Genomic DNA, 17,608 nt, shown 5'->3' with positions numbered 1-17,608 from the left:
AAATTCTCCCAACCCAAGCTAGCTCCATCTACTTTCGAGTAGTGAAGCGAAACCGCCCGCCAGTACGGTAAATAATTAAAGAAAATAAGATAAGCACACAACCTACTAATTTATTTGCCGTTAGCACTTCGCCATACCACAGCACGCTCAGAATAACCGTCCAAACTGGTTCTAATATCATAATTAGAGCAGCGTTACCTGCCTGAACAAATTTTTGCCCCATGGTTTGCATTACGTAACGCAAGCTCGTCGCTAATAAGGTACTCAACGCAAACCACCACCAAATAGAGGAGTCCACCTCTGCCGGGAAAGATTCCATAAAAAATGAAACCAACAAACCTAAACAACCTGCTGAAAAAAGTTGCACGCAAGTAAGCAGCAGCACAGGTAGTTTTTGAGAGTATTTGCTGTTCACATTAAAATGAAGCGCCAAAACCAGTGCTGCACCAAGAAACCACAATTGACTGGCCGATTGTTTCCAGCCACCAACTAAAGAAAGACAAGCAAGACCTAATACAGCGATAGGCAAAGAAAGCCAGAAAATTCGTTGTGGTCGTTGACGAAACATAACCCATGCAACAATCGGCACAAACAGCATGGAAAGGCTCATGATAAATGCGCCTTCCCCGAGAGTATCACTGATAGAAATAGCGTAAATCCATGTCATAACGGCACTGCCTAACAGGAGCCCGACACCACCAGCAGAAAGCACATCTTTTAAGTTTGCTTTCAGCAAAGGTCGGTAACATAGAGGCAGTAAGCAGAGCGAAGCGATAGTAAATCGCGCCCCAATAAAGCCAAAAGGTGGTAAACCCTGTATTGTTTCCTTAGAGAATATCCAGCCAAGTGCCGCGATCATCGTCGTCGCAACCAGAATAACCGTCGCTTTGCGTTCTGAGTTAAACATAAGTACTCACAAAATATGGAACACACAATAGCGCAGCAAGAGAGTTTTACTGCACTATTGTGTAAATTTGAAAGGGGTTTGTGTCGAGCGAAAAAGTGAAAGCCCGATCCTCTCCTGTATTGTTGTCACGCAGATTGAAGTTCTGCTGCTAGATACATTAAATGCAGGCAAAGTCTTAAGGCAAGCCTTTTCGCATACTAAATTACTTTAGCATTCTATACAGCAAGCAAACTGGCTAAAACCTGTACCAGGTGTCGAACTACCTCCCCTTCAAAACGCTTAACTTGACTGCGGCAGGAGTAGTATTGCGACTTCAGCGCTCCTCAATACAGGTTGAATAAGGCGAATTGCTTTTTACCCATCGCCCCTACAATGAAAACTTATTGATTAACTACAACGAGCGGTTAAATTGCTCCACGGCCTCTACAACACGGCTAGCGCCATCTTGTATTTCATTCATCACATTGCCTGCTTTTTCAGAGAGCTCTAGCGTATCTAGTGCTTCTTTTTGGCATTTAGCGATCAGCTTAACTGCGTTATCTGTTCGCTGTAGGTTTTCACTGACCATTGTGACAATTTCATCGGTGGTTGCATTGGTTCTTGTAGCAAGCTGTCTGACTTCATCAGCAACAACGGCAAAACCTCTACCATGCTCACCCGCACGAGCCGCTTCTATCGCCGCATTTAACGCCAATAAGTTAGTTTGGTCAGCGATACCACTGATGCTATTTACCAACTCGCTAATACGCGATGAGTGCGCTTTAAGCTCGTCAATCGCGGTGTTCGCTTGCTGCATTTGCTCGGAAAGTATCTGCATCTTTTCTAACGTTGAGCCTATAACCTCTTGCCCTTGCAGGGTTTGTGTTCCAGTTTCTTGCGAGATTTCATTCGCCAATTGCGCAGCCTGGGCCATTTTCTGTTCCTGCATCACCTGCTGGGTAATATCTGTCGCGAACTTAACGACCTTATAGAGCTCTCCTCTGTCGTTATGGATTGGGTTATATGAAGCCTCTAACCACACCTCTTCACCATAACGGTTAACTCGTTTGAATCGCTCTGATGAAAATTGCCCTTTTGCTAAACGTTGCCAAAACTCACGGTAAGCTTGAGAGCTCGACTCTTCCTGATCACAAAACATGCGATGATGCTTCCCTAGAATCTGATCAAGCGTATAACCCATTGTGTTTAAGAAATTATCGTTGGCTTTTAAAACATGGCCATCTAATGTGAACTCAATCACCGCCATAGAACGACTTAATGCATTTAGCATGTCCTCTTGCTCACGGGATGATTTGATCGTTCGCGTAAGTTCAGAAGCAAAAACAAAAAAGCTTTCTACTTCTCTGCGCTCATTTAAAACAGGCTGGATAATCGTTCTTAACCAGGCTTCCTCACCATTACCTTTCTGTACTTGCAATGCCCCATTCCAGAACACTTTATCTTGGACGGCTTTCTTCATTCGATGAAAGTGGTCTGTATTGCGCGAATTTGACGGTACCAATTCAGTAATTGATTTCGTTAAGATCTCATCATCATGTAAGAAAAGTTCTTGCTGTAGTTTAGTATTTGCAGAAGTAATGATACCTTTACTATCCAATGTTAAGCGGATCATCTCTTCATCTAAACTGGTTTGGATTTGCTGCAGGATTTGCAACTCCTGCTTTAATCGTTGATTTTCTTGTTGAAGCGACTTATTAAAAAACATGACTTTCTCTCATTTGACCGACCTTCGGATTAGTCAAAGGTTTATTATTTGTATACCGAATAAACTGCAAGCGGCAAAATCGTTTGGTTGCATATTCAAACGCGATTTCTATTTCTTATCAAAGGACCCCGCAGGGAATACGGCGATTTTTTCTCCAGTGTAACCTAAGCGCAGTATACTGAAATTTCTTCAGCACCCAAGTTGTTTATATATTTATCAATATTAAAGCTCTTTATCGCCAATTTGAGGTTTATATTTGTGGATATACTTATATGGAGAAGTGGTGTGTTCAGATCAATAAGCCTTTTCATTTAAAAAAAGGGCCTTGACTTAGTTCCAATAATTTTCGCCGTTTTACCGCTTTTCCACCCGACTTTTGAGCGATTACCCACTCCTTATTCGCTTGTATTTCTATTAACAACGCACGGAGCAACAAGCGCATCGATTTGCCCAGTATCAATACGTTGTGGTATTCGCTCATTCAGTTTGCCGTGAAGGTGATGAATCACCACCTCATCAGTCGATTCGTCACGATCAGAAATGAGGCAATGAGGTAATAACGCATGACACCAGAGATTACATTATGTGTCCAACATTGTGCCCACTCCTAAGTTTCATAACTTCCTTCCCTCGGACGCTTCTATCTCTCACCACAGCAACTATGCTTTAAACGACATGTATTCAATTGTCTAGCTTCAACATATGAAGGTTAAGTGAACATAAACAAGCGAAGGAAACAGGGCCATGGAAGTCGATAAAAATGATAAGTTAACAAAAAAATTACAGATAGTGATTCATTGGTCTGTAAGAGTATTGTCGATAGTTATGTTGTTTGTAATCGTCATGGGTGTGATAGATGTTGCATGGACGATATATCAAAAACTTATCACGCCACCTAAACTCATTCTGACGATTTCAGATATGCTAGCCACTTTTGGTGCTTTTATGGCCGTTTTAATTGCTATTGAAATTTTCATCAATATAACTATTTACCTGAGAGAAAATGTTATTCATGTAAAAATCGTCATGGCTACCGCGCTGATGGCAATCTCCCGAAAGGTCATTATTATAGACTTTGAAACCTTGTCTCCAATGTACCTGATTGGAATTGCGGCTGTAGTTCTTAGTATGAGTCTTGGTTACTGGCTGATCCATAAACTGCCCAATAAGAGCCATACTGAATAAACTTCTCAGCCTCCCGACTTTTCAGATACTCTCACGGCATGAAAAAGTCTTGTCTTGGCACGTTGAAGCTAATAAATTCCTCCATGCTAGGCTCTATATACTGCGAGACTACAAGATTATAGAGTAGTGCCTAAGCGGAGAAATTATCGATATTGTTTTCTAGCAGCTAATCTTTGAGTATTGGCACAGCTCAATGGGGGCAAGTGTTGCTCCAGTTCCCCCATCTGATATATATCCTCAACATCTATGCATTTTACTTTCAACTTTTCCGTGGTCCTCTTAAACAAGGTCGTCACGAGTAGCCTGAAGGATTACATCCGGCTAGAAGTAACCGCCAGAAAAGTGATTGTCAGGTGGTCGGTCATCTCGCCGTAAAATTAGCTCTTAACGTATACCTTCAGCTCAGTTTGCGAAACAGCCTTAAAGGTCAAAGTAACTTTCAATCCCATTCAGAGTGTTGGTCGTGGCCACAGCGGCTAATATCAACCCCATGATCCGACTTACAGCACTAGCTCCTGTATTCCCAATAATCCTGTGTATGCCGCTGGCCATTAATAGCAAGATATAAACAACCAATAGTACCAGCAGCATCATAGCCACGGTCTGGACTTGCTCCCAAATATTAAACCGCACGTTCTCTGTGAGTAAAACGGCGGCTAATATTGCGCCAGGGCTAGCAATTGATGGAATGGCTAGAGGAAAAACTGCTGTATCATGATGACTATTGAGCGTTCTGATTTCTTCTGCTGGTTTACTCTCACCAAATATCATAGTCAAAGCAAACAAGAACAATACGATACCGCCCGAGATTTGAAACGCAGACAAGGGAATACGCATTGCTGTAAGTATGATTTCACCAGCAACAACAAAAAACAGTAGGATAGCAGCGGAGAATAGAGTCGCAAACAGAGCGACCTTACGCTTTGCCACTTCTTCATAGCTTTTTGTGGCTGCGATAAAAACGGGCACAGTACCTATGGGATCGATGACAGCAAAGAAAAAGATAAAAGTTGCCACAAAGTCAATCATGCTACTTCTCCAGTACCAATTTAGCTTTAAGGATAGAAGATCAGCTTGAAGTAGCAGAGAAAATGTTTGACGCTAACATAGCGAGAGCTCATTCAGAAAAACAAAAATGGTGCGTTATTTACAATACAGAACTTACTTCTATCCTATCGATAACTATTAATATCTCAAAGGTAATGACTACCATACCTAACGGTAGTCGCCATCGCTTTAGACTTCTCAGAGAACATCAAAAAAAACAAGTGAACGAGAAGAATATCGACGTCATAAGATAGTGAGGCTTTAGTGTTTATACCAGTGCTCTTTTGACTCCATTTGAGCTTTTACTTCTGCACTATATTCAGCAGTAGGTCGTGCCAATAACCTTGGAATGCCGATAGGTTCTCCGGACTCTAAACAATAGCCATACTCCCCTGTGCGCAAGCGAGCCAACGATTGTTGAATCTTAGGTAACAACTTTTGCTCTCTATCTATGATTCTTAATGCGATTGCAGATTGCTCCTCACTGGACGCCCTATCGCTTTCGTCACTGAATTCCATTGGCGCAATCATCTCTTCTTTCGCGCGTTCAATATGCGCTAACGTCGATTCATAAAGCTCAAATAATCGGTTTTCAAAAAATGCGAGCTGAGCTTCATTCATATAATCCGCCTCGGGCGCTGCAAGAATTTCTTCTTCTGTCATGACATGCTTTTTCTCTTCGTTCATAGAACCTCCACACCGAGATAAGAGTTCGCTCTCTAAATTCCGTACATCTGAATCTGTATAACTTAACGACGAATGAATGCGCCAATAAGGTGCAGTACTCGACACAGTCACAAACTGCTTGATGCCAGAGTTAAGATCACCGACTATATTAATTGTTATATTATAACATTACACTATAAAGAGCATGAGCATGAACACCCAGAAACTCCCTGTTACGGTTTTGTCCGGCTTTCTAGGCGCAGGAAAAACAACCGTTTTAAGTCATATTCTTAACAATAGACAAGGCAGAAAAGTGGCGGTCATCGTCAACGACATGAGCGAAGTCAACATCGACGCAGCGACCGTTCAGAATGAAGTTTCTCTCAACCACAGTGAAGAAAAGTTGGTTGAAATGAGTAACGGCTGCATCTGTTGTACCCTGCGTGAGGATCTACTTGAAGAAGTTACTAAACTCGCGCAAGAAGGCAGATTCGATTACTTAGTTATCGAGTCCACTGGCATCGCCGAGCCACTCCCCGTTGCAGAGACTTTTACTTTTGCCGATGAAAACGGGCTCTCACTTTCAGACGTTGCACGTTTAGACACCATGGTTACAGTAGTTGATGCGATTAACTTTCTGCGTGATTACGATGAAGCTAAGTTCTTAACAGAGACAGCCGAATCCTTAGGTGAAGACGATGAACGCAGCGTCGCCGACTTACTCGTTGATCAAGTAGAGTTCGCTGACGTTATCTTGATAAGTAAAACCGACCTCGCTGAGAAATCAGAAATCGAAAGGCTTCTTGCTATTCTTAAAACTCTCAATACATCGGCCACTATTCTTCCTATCTCGAATGGTGAAGTAGAACTTGATGCGGTACTCGACACACAAAGCTTCAGTTTTGAAAAGGCACAACAAGCCCCAGGTTGGTTGAAGGAAATGCGAGGCGAGCACATACCTGAAACCGAAGAATACGGCATTTCCAGCTTTGCCTATCATGCGAGACGCCCTTTCCATCCAGAGAAGTTTTACGACTTCCTCCACAATGCGAAAGATTACGGCAAACTGATTCGTTCCAAAGGTTACTTTTGGCTAGCAACCAGACCAGAGTTTGTCGGCCAATGGAGCCAAGCGGGAGGCATCGCACGTTATGGTGTTGCGGGTATGTTTTGGAAAGCGATTCCGAAGGAGGAGTGGCCGACGGATCAAGATTACCTAGATGCTATAAACGACATTTGGCAAGAACCATACGGCGATATGCGACAAGAATTGGTGTTTATTGGTCAGGGATTAGAGCAAGAGAAATTGATTGCTCGTCTTAACGAATGCTTGTTAACAGAAGATGAGATGGAGCAAGGGCTCGACTATTGGTTATCTCTGGAAGACCCTTTCCCTGAATGGGAACAGTAAACGACTGAGATACAAAAAAGCCTCCCACCATTCGGGAGGCTTTTTAGTTACACTGAGCCAATTTTGTTATATAGAACCAACGCAGCAAGTCCGTCTTGGAACAAGCTGAGATTCAAGCATGCAGCGAGGGAATCCTCACCAGCGCATTCAAACCGTCTTCTTCTGGCTCAACTTAGCTATTTTCTTTGGCCAAGGATCTTCAAATGTTGCCCCTTGTTGCCATTGCTCCAATTCCCCTTCCGTTAAAAAGCAGTTTTCCAGCGCATCAATAAACGCATCGACTTCGTTTTCCTGCCCAATCACCGTTAAGCGACAACGACGATCACCAAAGCGGCTTTCAACACTGTCTATCTTATCTTGCAGGATTTGACGATGTTCCTCAGTGAAGTTTTGCGATTCGTCATTGATTACCGAAGCGCGCCAAAAGCCTGTAATTTCAAGCCCCACATTGCCGCTTGCTTGGCTCCAAAGCAGTGAAACATCGTCTCGAGTTGGAAACCAAAAGAACCCTTTACTGCGGAACACACCTTTAGTTAAATACTGGTGGCAGGTATTCCACAAACGCGCAGGATGAAAAGGTCGATCATCTTTGATCACTTTCGCGACAAGGCTTTGTTCGTCTTTATCAGAGAGATTCAACGGCTCATTCACCGTCTCACGAAGTTCTGCGATTAACTGCTCAACAAGGAAGAAATTGTAGTCTTGCTCACCTTTCAACATGCGGATATCCAAGTTTCCCCACGACGTTTTGATTATCTCGGTGTAAACGTTAAGCGGGTGAATCGCCTGCGCGATGTTGCGAACGGTATTGTCGTCCACTTTGTCCGTCTTGGTGAGCATGATACGGCTTGAGAACATGATTTGCTCTACCAACAAGTTTTCAACGCCGCGAACACCCTGCTGCACGTTCTCCTGCCACTTAGGGATTAAGGCAGAACCTTGTCGATAGTCATCTCGCAACCAAGTCGCATCCACCAACGTAATTACGTCTTTGAGTGCGAATTGTGCGTTACTTTTGAAGTACTCGACCAAAGGTAAAGGATGACTACTGCCCGACGTTTCAATCACAACCCATTCTGGCGATTTTTCTGCGCAGAGCTTTTTAAGGGCTTTATCGAGCTGCTTTACACCACTCAGGCTGCTGATGCTGTCTCCACTGATCGTAACAAAGTTGCCCTGCTCTTCACTCACCGCATCGGTATTTAAGATAAGCACGCCATCGACGTCTAACTCACTCATGTCATTAACAATAACGGACAGATCAATACCAGAAGAATCGGCTTGTTGAAGAATATTGCGTAAAAACGTGGTTTTCCCGGACCCGAGAAACCCATGCAAAATGGTGACTGGAATTGATGGCATACTTTTGACCTACAAACTCTGGATGAACGCATGTTATAACATAACAGCTTAGTGAGTTATAGAAGGAATCCAATTGCTGTCTTAGACGCAAAACTTAAGAATCGGTAAAGATCACAGGGGCTGATTTCTCAGAACTCTCCTTCGTTTCTCATCACGTTTCATCACCAGCAAAGGTCTGACTATTGATAAAAATAATAAGTGGTTACAAAACGACCATTGCTTTGTTTATAAAATTGGAGAAAGATGACAATACAGCGATTTATAGGAGGTGGTGTTATGACTTTAGTTCTTACCGTTCTTATTTTCCTAAGTTGTATTGCGATGCTCGCGATTGGTGTGATGTTTTCACGTAGGCCGATCAAAGGCGGAGGTTGTTGCAAAGTGTCCGATGTTGCGGATGTGGGCGCACGTAAAAGAAAAAATCGCAGTCATTATTCTTCTAGGAACACATATTGACACTCACCTATTGCTCCAACCTCACAACACAAAATAGCATAACTGAGCCCTAACAAATTGTCGGGACTCAGTTTTTCGTTTCTACTAGATAATCAAACTCTGATACTCGCGCCAAAAACGAAGGTTTCTGGATGTTAGGAAGCGACTTCGCGATAGGTAAGTCGGCTTTCATTGCATCAACCGGACGATTACGAACTAAAACTTCAAAATGTAAATGTGGTCCGGTTGAACGACCAGTATTCCCAGAGAGGGCTATTTTTTGCCCACGCTTTATAACTTGACCTTTTTTAACCAAGATTTTATTCAAGTGTAGGTAACGAGTTTTGTACACACTGTTATGTTCAATCACTAAATAATTACCGGCATAAGGGTGCTTGCGGACCGCAATTACTTTTCCATCTCCAGTAGAATAAACTGGCGCACCGATTGGTGTCGCGAAATCCGTTCCGTTATGCGGGGTGACTCTTCCCGTCACTGGGTGTTTACGCTTAGGGTTAAACCCAGAGGTGATTCGGCGGTATGCCCTATCGACAGGATAACGGTTAAACGCTCGCTCCAAACTGTTACCAGCTCTATCATAGAACCGTCCATCCTCGGCTAGAAATGCAGCGACTTCGCCCCTCGCTAAGTTAAAAGAAATAGCCTTAATCTCACTATTGCCAGTTTTGTGTTCACCTAAATATTGCTGTTTCACTAATATATCGAAACGGTCACCGGCTCTAAGAGATCGCGCAAAATCAATCTTATCTTTCATCACCTGCGTAATATTTGCGACGTGGCCTGATGTCAATCCAACTCGATGTGCCGAGACTGAAAAACTCCCTTTGATTTCTCCCGAAAATAAGGTTTCACGCCATTCCCCTGAAATTTCCTGAAATTCGTAAGAGAAGGAGCCATCGTTTTCTCTAGTGTAGATAGCCTTCTCTACAAGGCTCATATGATAAATTAGTCGACTCAATTGCCCCATGTCATCCATCACTAATTCAAGCTCTTCTCCGGGCTTAATCATATCTAGCTGGAGGTGATCAAGATCAACTGAGAGAATTTGCTGCAAAATACCGTAAGGGAGACCCAATTGAGCGAAGATACCACTGAGCGTATCTCCCACTTTAACTATGTAGTGTATTTGTTTAGGTTTAGGTTTAGGTTTAGGCAACGGAGTCAAACTGCTATCTGAGGGAACCACTATCTTTGATGATGGAGGTGGTGACGAATCACTGCTTTGATTCAGTTGAGTGCTGTGACTATCTTGATTTGGCTCATCCTCTGTAGGTAGAAGCAAAGCGACCGAAAAACAAAACACAGCAACGATTAAAGCAATAAATTTAAACTGACTCATGAGAAACTAAGTATCAATAACAACGATTGTTATGTTATAACATATATAGGATTATTTTTACTCAGTTTAGTAAACGTTTATTCAGTTCACTGGATTGGCTAAGAGAAGACCAGTCATTCAACCCATTCTCTTTGAGAAGGCTCAATAATGAACACATTCAATTCAGCACTTATCGTTGCAGGAACACACGGAAACGAACTTTCTAGTATTTATTTACATAAACTAATCAAAGAAAAACGTTACTCTGTCAATAGATCAACCTTTTCAGCCTGCTCGATCATCGCAAACTCCGAAGCAGTAAAACACAACGTCCGATACATCGATACAGACTTAAATCGCGAGTTCTCAGCAATGAATAGCAATCATTGTCCTGATTTGCATGAAAGCAAGATTGCACATCAATTTATCGAGAAATATGCAAACCAAGAAAAACTGTTGATTGTTGACCTGCACAATACAACAAGCAATATGGGAGCGACGTTGATTTTGCTTTCTAACGATGTGTTTTATCGGAAACTGGGCGCGTACGTCAAACAACGAATGCCATCAGCACATGTCCTTTTCGAAGAGCGAAAAGAATGGCAAGAGCAACCTTACCTTTGTACTGCTGGGCAATATGGAATAATGATTGAGGTCGGGGCGCAAGCACATGGTGCGCTAGAGTACAGTACGTTGGAGTTGATGAAACAGATGCTTACCGCAGTATTGGACTATGTTGAAAAGCACAACCTCAACCAAATAGGCTTACTGAGCGATTATGAGGCGTTTTTTTACACCGAAGAAATCAGGGTTCCACTTGATCAAGAGGGTATGCGGCAAGCACTAGTACACCCTACTATTTGTGGCAGAGATTTTGAGGCGGTCAAACCAGGAGCACCTTTATTAGCGACTTTCGCTGGTTATGATATCCATTGGAATGGCAAAGGGGAAATTTACCCGCACTTTATCAATGAGAGCGCCTACAGTACCGCAAATATAGCAATGGCCCTCGCTAAAAAAAGACGTGTTTCTTCCGTGTAACTTAAAGCAAGTAATTAGGCCACGTGTAACGTGGATACCTCACCCCATGAATAAAACTGTGCCTGAACCGCATAGGCAGAAAATACGGGTACTAACCCCACCCTAATACGGCAGCATAAGTGCCCTAAGCGCAGCTTTAAAAGAAACCCCACTAGAATTTTAAGGAGGTAAGACATTATGGTTAAAAGGAGAGTTTTCTCTTTTCTATCATGATGCCTTCTCCAAACATCGAAATAATCTATCTTCAAATTGGTCATCTAGACCGGAAGAGATCAGTTCTAGGCGGCTTTCTGAACACTCGTCTAGTTCAAACTCTGTGAGTCCATCTGATGTTAGATTGTAACCAAAAATACCGCTTCCCGTGATAAAAACCGCTTTCATTCGTTCGACCTTGAGGTCGAGCAGCAATAATCTCAGCTTTTGATGATCGAACACGTTTTCAGCGGATATACGCCAACCGATACTGTAGAAACCTTCCCCCTGATTGGTTGCTTTTAGAATGCCGCTCTCAGGCATAGGCAACTCAGGAACAAGTGACTTTTTCTCTCTTTCACGATAAAGAACAGAGGGCGTTTTTTGCACGTCAATACGAGTCGCTCCCTCACATTCATGAAAAGGGATAGCGCCATGTTCAGCGAAAATCACTTTTGTTTCCCGCAGACCGAGCTTTGCTATATAAGCCGTCAGCTTTTGCTCATCTTCATCTTGATAGAGATCGCGCTTATTACCTACCACTGTATCTGCGATAGTGATTTGCTGGTTAAACGTTTCATGCTCAGTGTACTTAGGATCCGATAGTTTACGTGCATCGACTAAAGTAATGTTTTTTTGCAAAGCGAGAATTTGACGATAATACTCGGTCGATAGCACTTGCAGTACTTCTTTAGGATGACCAAGGCCTGTAGGTTCAATCAACAATCGATCTGGCCTTGCTTCAGACAATAATTGATTTAAGGCGATTTGCATCGGAAGACCTGCTGCACAGCACATACATCCCCCGGGGACCTCTCGAATAAACACTTGGTCTTGTTGTTTTTTTTGGCCTTGTAACAAGCTGCCATCAATACCAACTTCGCCAAATTCATTGACCAATACAGCCCAACGTTCATGACTCGGTTTATGGGTCAATAAGTGCATTATTGCCGATGTTTTCCCCACCCCGAGAAAGCCAGTGATGATGTTAGTCGGCACTCGCGAAATCAGTGGCTTATTAAAGTTCATTGGCAATTCTCCGGTAGCCTTGGACTAGTTCATGGTTGGCAGAAACGACGGATTCGGAAAAAGCTGAATATTCTGGCGGCACTTTAGAGATACTCTCTAAATCAAAACCGACACCAATATTGGTCATCGGTGGTACATGGAAATAAGCGGGTAAATCGAGGCCATCGACGACACAGTTATGACGAATAACACACCTCTCACCGATGACGCTATTGAACACGACGGAGTTGAAGCCAATGAAAACATCATCACAAACCTGGCAAGGACCATGAATAATCGAACGATGAGCAATGGATGAGCGCTCACCAATGGTCACCGCAGCCCCTGCCTTAGAGTGAATTACGACACCATCTTGGATATTGGTGTCACGTTTGATGACGATAGCTTCCATGTCTCCATGGTTATTAACTTCGTCAGCTCGAATAACAGCATAGGGTCCAATAAAAACGTTATCCTCAATAATGACTTTGCCACAGATAATAGCGGTTGGATCGATAAAGGCTGTTGAGGACACCTGTGGCATATGGCCCGTTGGGTTTCTTCTTAACATAATGCTTCCAGTTTGTTTATGGCTCTTTTTTTACGGTCAGCGACTTAACGATTGAAGGATAAACGCATCGCTCCAGCTGGTTTATCGATGACTTTGTTATTGTCATAAACTAGCGCGCCATTGACCCAAGTCTTTTGAATTTGAGCTGAAAATTCATGTCCAGCAAAAGGCGACCAACCACAATGATATAAACTGTTTTCGTTGCTAACTCGTGTTGGGGTATGAGCATCAACCAACACCAAATCGGCGTAGTAACCTTCACGGATAAAACCTCGGCCTTGAATGCCATAGCGAATGGCCGGGTTGTGCGCAGTTTTTTCGACTACTTGAGTCAAACTCATATGACCTAAACGGACATGCTCGAAGAGAGTAAGTAACGCATGCTGAACTAACGGCAGTCCGGCTGGAGCCTGCTCGTAAGGCACTTGTTTTTCTTGCCAAGTGTGAGGAGCGTGGTCTGTTGCAATGATATCTATTTGCCCCGTATTTAACGCTTTTAACAACGCATCGCGGTCACTAGGAAACTTGATTGAAGGATTACATTTGATCAAGTTACCAAGAGCGCCATAATCTTTGTTGCTGAACCAAAGATGGTGAACACAAGCCTCCGCGGTGATTGATTTGTCTCGAATGTCTCCCTCGTCAAAAAGTGCTAGCTCCTTCGCCGTTGTGATGTGCAGCACATGCAGTTGGCTGTGATACTTTTTGGCAAGTTCTACCGCATAAGAAGATGAAGCGTAACAGGCCTCTTCGTCACGCAAAATGGGATGGTCTTCGATAGTGAAACCTGGCTTCTTAAGCCTTTGCTTTTGCTGGTTTTGTTTAATAACAGTCCCACTTTCACAATGAGTAACAATGAGTACTGGAGAGTCACGAAAAATTGACTCTAACGCTTGCGGATCTTCGACTAACAAATTTCCTGTTGATGCCCCCATAAATACTTTCACACCACAATGTTGTTTGGGGTTAAGTTGTTTAATCTGTTCAAGATTGTCTTCGGTTGCACCGAGGTAGAAAGAATAATTCGCAAACGAGCTTTCTTTAGCGAGAGCGAACTTGCGCTCTAACGAGTCAATAGTCGTTGTAGCCGGACTAACATTGGGCATTTCCATGTAGCTTGTAATACCGCCGGCCACCGCTGCCCGCGACTCACTTGCAATTGTGCCTTTATGTGTCAGCCCAGGTTCTCGGAAATGCACTTGATCGTCAATCATGCCTGGCAGTAAGTAAGCCCCTTTAGCATCAATTACAATATCTCCGTGTTGTACGGATATATTAGTAGCAATCTTGTCAATTCTTTGATCAACAATACGTAAATCTGTTTCGGTAATGGCTCTTTCGTTGACCACCCGAGCGTTTTTAATCAATGTTGCTGACATAATTCATTCTTTTAGATAATTTGAAAAGGTGGCCAATACTCGGTCACCTTGTGAAGCTATAAGGGGAGATCGTGTGTCTGCCTCATAGGGGGCGGTTTGCGCATTCATCGCAAACACAGGAAATCTCAAATTGTGGGCTAAGAACGGTGAAGCCTTCTTGTATGGCTTTCGCACATACGCTAGAAATAACATTGGCTTCAACCGCTATTTCACTAACCTTTCCACACTGAGAGCAAATCAAAAACTGTGGAACGCCATGCTCCTGATCGCACGCGATTTGAGAACAAACGACGTATTTACTAGATGTATTGAGCTTATGGACAAAGTGCTCTGCTTCAAGGAAATCGAGTATTCGATAAACCGACATCGCTTGAATGTTTTGAGAAAAGTTGTGATTGCAGTAGTCAACTAGTTCGTAGGCAGAAAGCGGCTTCTCCGCATATAGCAGTGAAGTCAGTATCAATTTCCGTTTAGTAGTGAGTTGTTTACCTCGCAGCAGGCAGATTTTCTCTACCTGCTTCATGACGTCATCTACCGTTTTGAGCTTTCTCATATCTCTAGATGAAATCCAATGTGAGTAGTAAGCGACGTTCATTGTCTGCAACATGTGGAGAGCGATGTATAAGTCCAGTGGCTTCATTGCCTTCCCAACCACTTCCTTTGAGCAGGGCAACATCGCCAGGCTGCATTCGTCGTATGGCACTTTCAGAGTCGTATAAGCCCGATAGGTGATCAGGTTGACCAAGACTACCGGCACCGAGTTTAGTGCGATCAATGGTATCGTTGGTTAACCATTCGGTCGCTCGGCCGGTATAAGTTATGACAAGTCTGCAAGGCACACGATCAAAGTGAAATTTCGGGCACATCGGGCTGTCTAGGCGAGTTAGCCTCAAACCTGCTTCTTTAACCTCAAACAAACAGCAGAACATATCGACGATTAAAGCAACATCTTCACTCAGCGCATCAGCACACGCATAGCCCTTTAACTTGCTTCGTACCCATTGTGCAGCATCATCTGGCGTGACACTTTGTACCAGTGCCAATCTAGGCTCCTGTGCCAGCATCAGATTAATGTCCTTCGTCAACTCTTTCGAGAGCGTTCGCTGCCATATGGCAATATTGTGCTCTGGTTTGTAGATGTCGCTAAGTATGTTCGCTGATGTCGATATCGCCAACGATGATGTTGTTTGGACACGAAGCGGGTTCTCAACTACATCAATGCTCATATATCTTCCTCCCAAGCGTTAAAAAGGTCAGGTAAAGGTTTTAATAACGTTGATTTTCTAGGGCTATGAGACCTAGTAATCGTTACGATTTCGCTCTAGTTCACGGACATATTGACACAGTCCCACCCCATGTAGAGTCAAGTCAGACAACGCTTGTGAAGAAATCAACGTTTACTCTCTCTCAATAGGAGACTACTGGTTGTGAGATCAATTCTTTAAACAACAAATTGTAGAGCCCCAAACAAAGCAATGTTATAACATAACAATTAATCTTTTCAATATTTACCTTTTTTGATTAAAAATAATTAGGGGAACATCATGAGCATGCGAGCACGGAAATTATATTCCGCGATTAGAAAAGTAACGCGTAGGTGAATCGCCATAGACCCGACGAAACATCGCGATAAAGTTGCTGGGCGTCGAATAACCCAAAGCATGTGCAACCGCTCCTACAGATTCCCCTCGAGCTATCATTTCTAATGAATGTATTAGCAGTACTTGTTGCCGCCATTCATTTAAAACTCATGTTTAACTCACTTCGAATCAATCGTCTTAACGTCCGAGATGAGACTGCCCCAATATTGGCCCAATGCTCCACAGAATGTTTGCTGTTTGGGTCTATTAAAATTGCTTGAGTAACTTTTTGCAGTCTCGGATCTCTGGGCAGCGGGATGTGGAGTGACTCATGAGGGCTATTGACGATTTCATCGGATATTACGGCAAGAATACGTAAAGACTGTATGGATAGATCGTCTGTTTTGCTCCATATCGATGCTCTAACCGATAGGGCTTTCAACACATCGCTCATTTGGATAACACAAGGTCTCATTGGAAACCGCTCACAACTCTCTGGAGTAAACAGTAATGAACGACCTTTCAGAGAACCACAAAAATAAACACTGTGCATCGCACCCGGGGGGATCCAACCAGCTCGGTGAGGTGGTAGTATCCACGTTCCTTCATCGGTTTTGACCTGAATTAGCCCTTCATCTATACACAGTAACTGGCCTCGATGATGACTGTGCCAATTATGTGGCCGTTGATCCAAATGGTTGAAGTCGCTCCTTTCATGCTGCCACTCCTTAACGATCAGTGCGGCGCCATTTTTCCATTCGCTGTAATCAGAGTTTGTCACTTTATTTACTCAATTCCATTTTGGCCATTATTCATTATTTTCTGTCCTCTTAACGTTACCATAGCAAGTTAGCGTTCGAGTAACATTTTAGCAACGACCATTTTATCGAAGGCAGAACCATCATGAACGAACCTATCTTTATTATCTATTACATTACGGCAGGCTTGGGCATTGGCTTTCTCGCAGGACTCGTTGGTGTGGGTGGTGGTGGAATGGCCGTCCCTATTTTTGCGTTTCTATTTTCACTACAGGGAATAGCTGATACGGAAGTAGTGCATCTTGCGTTGGGGACATCAATGGCTTCGATGATTGTTACAACATTGGGCAGCATGCGCGCTCACTACAAAAAAGAGAATGTAGACTCGACAATGGTAGTAAAAATGTTGAGCGGAGTTCTAGTCGGAACATTTTGCGCCACATTCGTAGCATCGTATCTACAAGAGTCTATCTGGCAGGCTTTTTCAGCGTATTCATGTTGTATGTTGCTTATAAGATGTTTCTCAACACTGAAAATGAGTACAACCCTAACCCACATGGGGCTATCGGTAATATCACTGTAGGCTCGGTGATTGGCTCTGTATCAGCACTTGTCTCTATAAGCGGTGCGGGGTTGATCATCCCCTATCTTGTCCAGCAAAATTTTGAGGTAAAACGTGCTATTGGTACCTCTGCTGCGATAGGTTTCCCTATCGCGCTGTCAGGAAGCCTCGGTTACATGTTAAACGGATGGGGAAACACAGATTGGAACAACTTAGTATTAGGATACATATACCTTCCTGCAATGCTCAGCTTCTCCATTAGTAGCTACTTAACTACTAGCCTCGGCGTGCGTTGTGCAGAGTATTTCCCAAATAAAGTTCTTAAGAAAATCGTTGGTATTTTGTGTGTTCTTCTAAGTTTCAAAATGTTGGTACAAGTACTTAGTTAGAGCAAATAACACGGTCACTAGTAGGCCTTGCACTATGGTGAAAGGATAAGCCTGCAAAAACTTACTTCTCG

15 protein-coding genes and 3 pseudogenes are annotated in these 17,608 nt (G+C 43.2%); 4 read left to right on the top strand and 14 right to left on the bottom strand.

Features of this window, described 5'->3' with window-relative positions:
* Positions 1-28: 28 nt before the first annotated feature.
* The 3 genes and pseudogenes from J4N43_RS18660 to J4N43_RS24665 form a co-directional block, all read right to left on the bottom strand.
* Complete coding sequence (locus tag J4N43_RS18660) at positions 29-907, bottom strand: DMT family transporter (RefSeq protein WP_053303726.1); 879 nt, start codon at positions 905-907, stop codon at positions 29-31.
* A 391-nt stretch (positions 908-1,298) separates the two neighbouring features.
* Positions 1,299-1,652: pseudogene (locus J4N43_RS24670) on the bottom strand (methyl-accepting chemotaxis protein); the annotation flags it as partial.
* Between the two features lie 180 nt (positions 1,653-1,832).
* A pseudogene (locus J4N43_RS24665) lies at positions 1,833-2,519 on the bottom strand (PAS domain-containing protein); the annotation flags it as partial.
* An 837-nt stretch (positions 2,520-3,356) separates the two neighbouring features.
* On the opposite strand from J4N43_RS24665, the gene J4N43_RS18650 reads away from it, so the two are divergent.
* Positions 3,357-3,797, top strand: a complete 441-nt coding sequence (locus J4N43_RS18650; RefSeq protein ID WP_005375731.1) for a phosphate-starvation-inducible PsiE family protein — start codon at positions 3,357-3,359, stop codon at positions 3,795-3,797.
* Positions 3,798-4,217: 420 nt separating this feature from the next.
* Here the strand turns inward: J4N43_RS18650 and J4N43_RS18645 are convergent, their stop codons facing one another.
* Positions 4,218-4,826, bottom strand: a complete 609-nt coding sequence (locus J4N43_RS18645) for a MarC family protein (RefSeq protein WP_017635732.1) — start codon at positions 4,824-4,826, stop codon at positions 4,218-4,220.
* A 279-nt stretch (positions 4,827-5,105) separates the two neighbouring features.
* Positions 5,106-5,531 (bottom strand): TraR/DksA C4-type zinc finger protein, encoded by a 426-nt coding sequence (locus J4N43_RS18640; protein ID WP_017635733.1) that lies wholly within the window; start codon positions 5,529-5,531, stop codon positions 5,106-5,108.
* A 190-nt stretch (positions 5,532-5,721) separates the two neighbouring features.
* On the opposite strand from J4N43_RS18640, the gene zigA reads away from it, so the two are divergent.
* Positions 5,722-6,921 (top strand): zinc metallochaperone GTPase ZigA, encoded by a 1,200-nt coding sequence (zigA, locus tag J4N43_RS18635; RefSeq protein WP_005375723.1) that lies wholly within the window; start codon positions 5,722-5,724, stop codon positions 6,919-6,921.
* A gap of 147 nt (positions 6,922-7,068) precedes the next feature.
* On the opposite strand, the gene J4N43_RS18630 is transcribed toward zigA, so the two are convergent.
* Both J4N43_RS18630 and J4N43_RS18625 read right to left on the bottom strand, forming a co-directional pair.
* On the bottom strand, positions 7,069-8,283 hold the full coding sequence (locus tag J4N43_RS18630) for a CobW family GTP-binding protein (RefSeq protein WP_062730951.1): 1,215 nt from the start codon (positions 8,281-8,283) through the stop codon (positions 7,069-7,071).
* Positions 8,284-8,806: 523 nt separating this feature from the next.
* Positions 8,807-10,078: a peptidoglycan DD-metalloendopeptidase family protein gene (locus tag J4N43_RS18625; protein WP_062730950.1), complete on the bottom strand. Its 1,272-nt coding sequence runs from the start codon at positions 10,076-10,078 to the stop codon at positions 8,807-8,809.
* Between the two features lie 147 nt (positions 10,079-10,225).
* Between J4N43_RS18625 and J4N43_RS18620 the strand changes: the two genes are divergently transcribed.
* A complete protein-coding gene (locus tag J4N43_RS18620) occupies positions 10,226-11,098 on the top strand; it encodes an aspartoacylase (RefSeq protein WP_054574360.1) in 873 nt (290 codons plus the stop codon).
* Positions 11,099-11,305: 207 nt separating this feature from the next.
* On the opposite strand, the gene J4N43_RS18615 is transcribed toward J4N43_RS18620, so the two are convergent.
* From J4N43_RS18615 to J4N43_RS18585, 7 genes are all read right to left on the bottom strand, one after another.
* Positions 11,306-12,319 (bottom strand): CobW family GTP-binding protein, encoded by a 1,014-nt coding sequence (locus tag J4N43_RS18615; protein ID WP_021707804.1) that lies wholly within the window; start codon positions 12,317-12,319, stop codon positions 11,306-11,308.
* Positions 12,309-12,869, bottom strand: coding sequence for an LbetaH domain-containing protein (locus J4N43_RS18610; protein WP_017821071.1), 561 nt, complete (start codon positions 12,867-12,869; stop codon positions 12,309-12,311). The genes J4N43_RS18615 and J4N43_RS18610 overlap by 11 nt, the downstream gene beginning before the upstream one ends.
* 44 nt (positions 12,870-12,913) lie before the next feature.
* Positions 12,914-14,248, bottom strand: coding sequence for a dihydroorotase (locus J4N43_RS18605; protein WP_062730948.1), 1,335 nt, complete (start codon positions 14,246-14,248; stop codon positions 12,914-12,916).
* 82 nt (positions 14,249-14,330) lie between these two features.
* Positions 14,331-14,801 (bottom strand): Fur family transcriptional regulator, encoded by a 471-nt coding sequence (locus tag J4N43_RS18600; protein WP_017821073.1) that lies wholly within the window; start codon positions 14,799-14,801, stop codon positions 14,331-14,333.
* 4 nt (positions 14,802-14,805) lie between these two features.
* Positions 14,806-15,474 carry a DUF1826 domain-containing protein gene (locus J4N43_RS18595; RefSeq protein ID WP_005375711.1) on the bottom strand — a complete coding sequence of 223 codons (669 nt, stop codon included), beginning with the start codon at positions 15,472-15,474 and terminating at the stop codon, positions 14,806-14,808.
* Positions 15,475-15,813: 339 nt separating this feature from the next.
* Positions 15,814-15,948, bottom strand: coding sequence for a helix-turn-helix domain-containing protein (locus J4N43_RS18590; protein ID WP_252094202.1), 135 nt, complete (start codon positions 15,946-15,948; stop codon positions 15,814-15,816).
* A 37-nt stretch (positions 15,949-15,985) separates the two neighbouring features.
* Positions 15,986-16,609 carry an AraC family ligand binding domain-containing protein gene (locus J4N43_RS18585; RefSeq protein WP_252094201.1) on the bottom strand — a complete coding sequence of 208 codons (624 nt, stop codon included), beginning with the start codon at positions 16,607-16,609 and terminating at the stop codon, positions 15,986-15,988.
* A gap of 212 nt (positions 16,610-16,821) precedes the next feature.
* Here J4N43_RS18585 and J4N43_RS18580 point away from each other — a divergent pair.
* Positions 16,822-17,537, top strand: a pseudogene (locus J4N43_RS18580) (sulfite exporter TauE/SafE family protein).
* Positions 17,538-17,608: the final 71 nt, after the last annotated feature.

Origin of the sequence: Vibrio sp. SCSIO 43009 (genome assembly GCF_023716525.1) — a bacterium.
Lineage (GTDB): Bacteria > Pseudomonadota > Gammaproteobacteria > Enterobacterales > Vibrionaceae > Vibrio > Vibrio alginolyticus.
The sequence above is the reverse complement of the archived record's forward strand: the minus strand, read 5'-3'. Positions and strand labels throughout refer to the sequence as shown.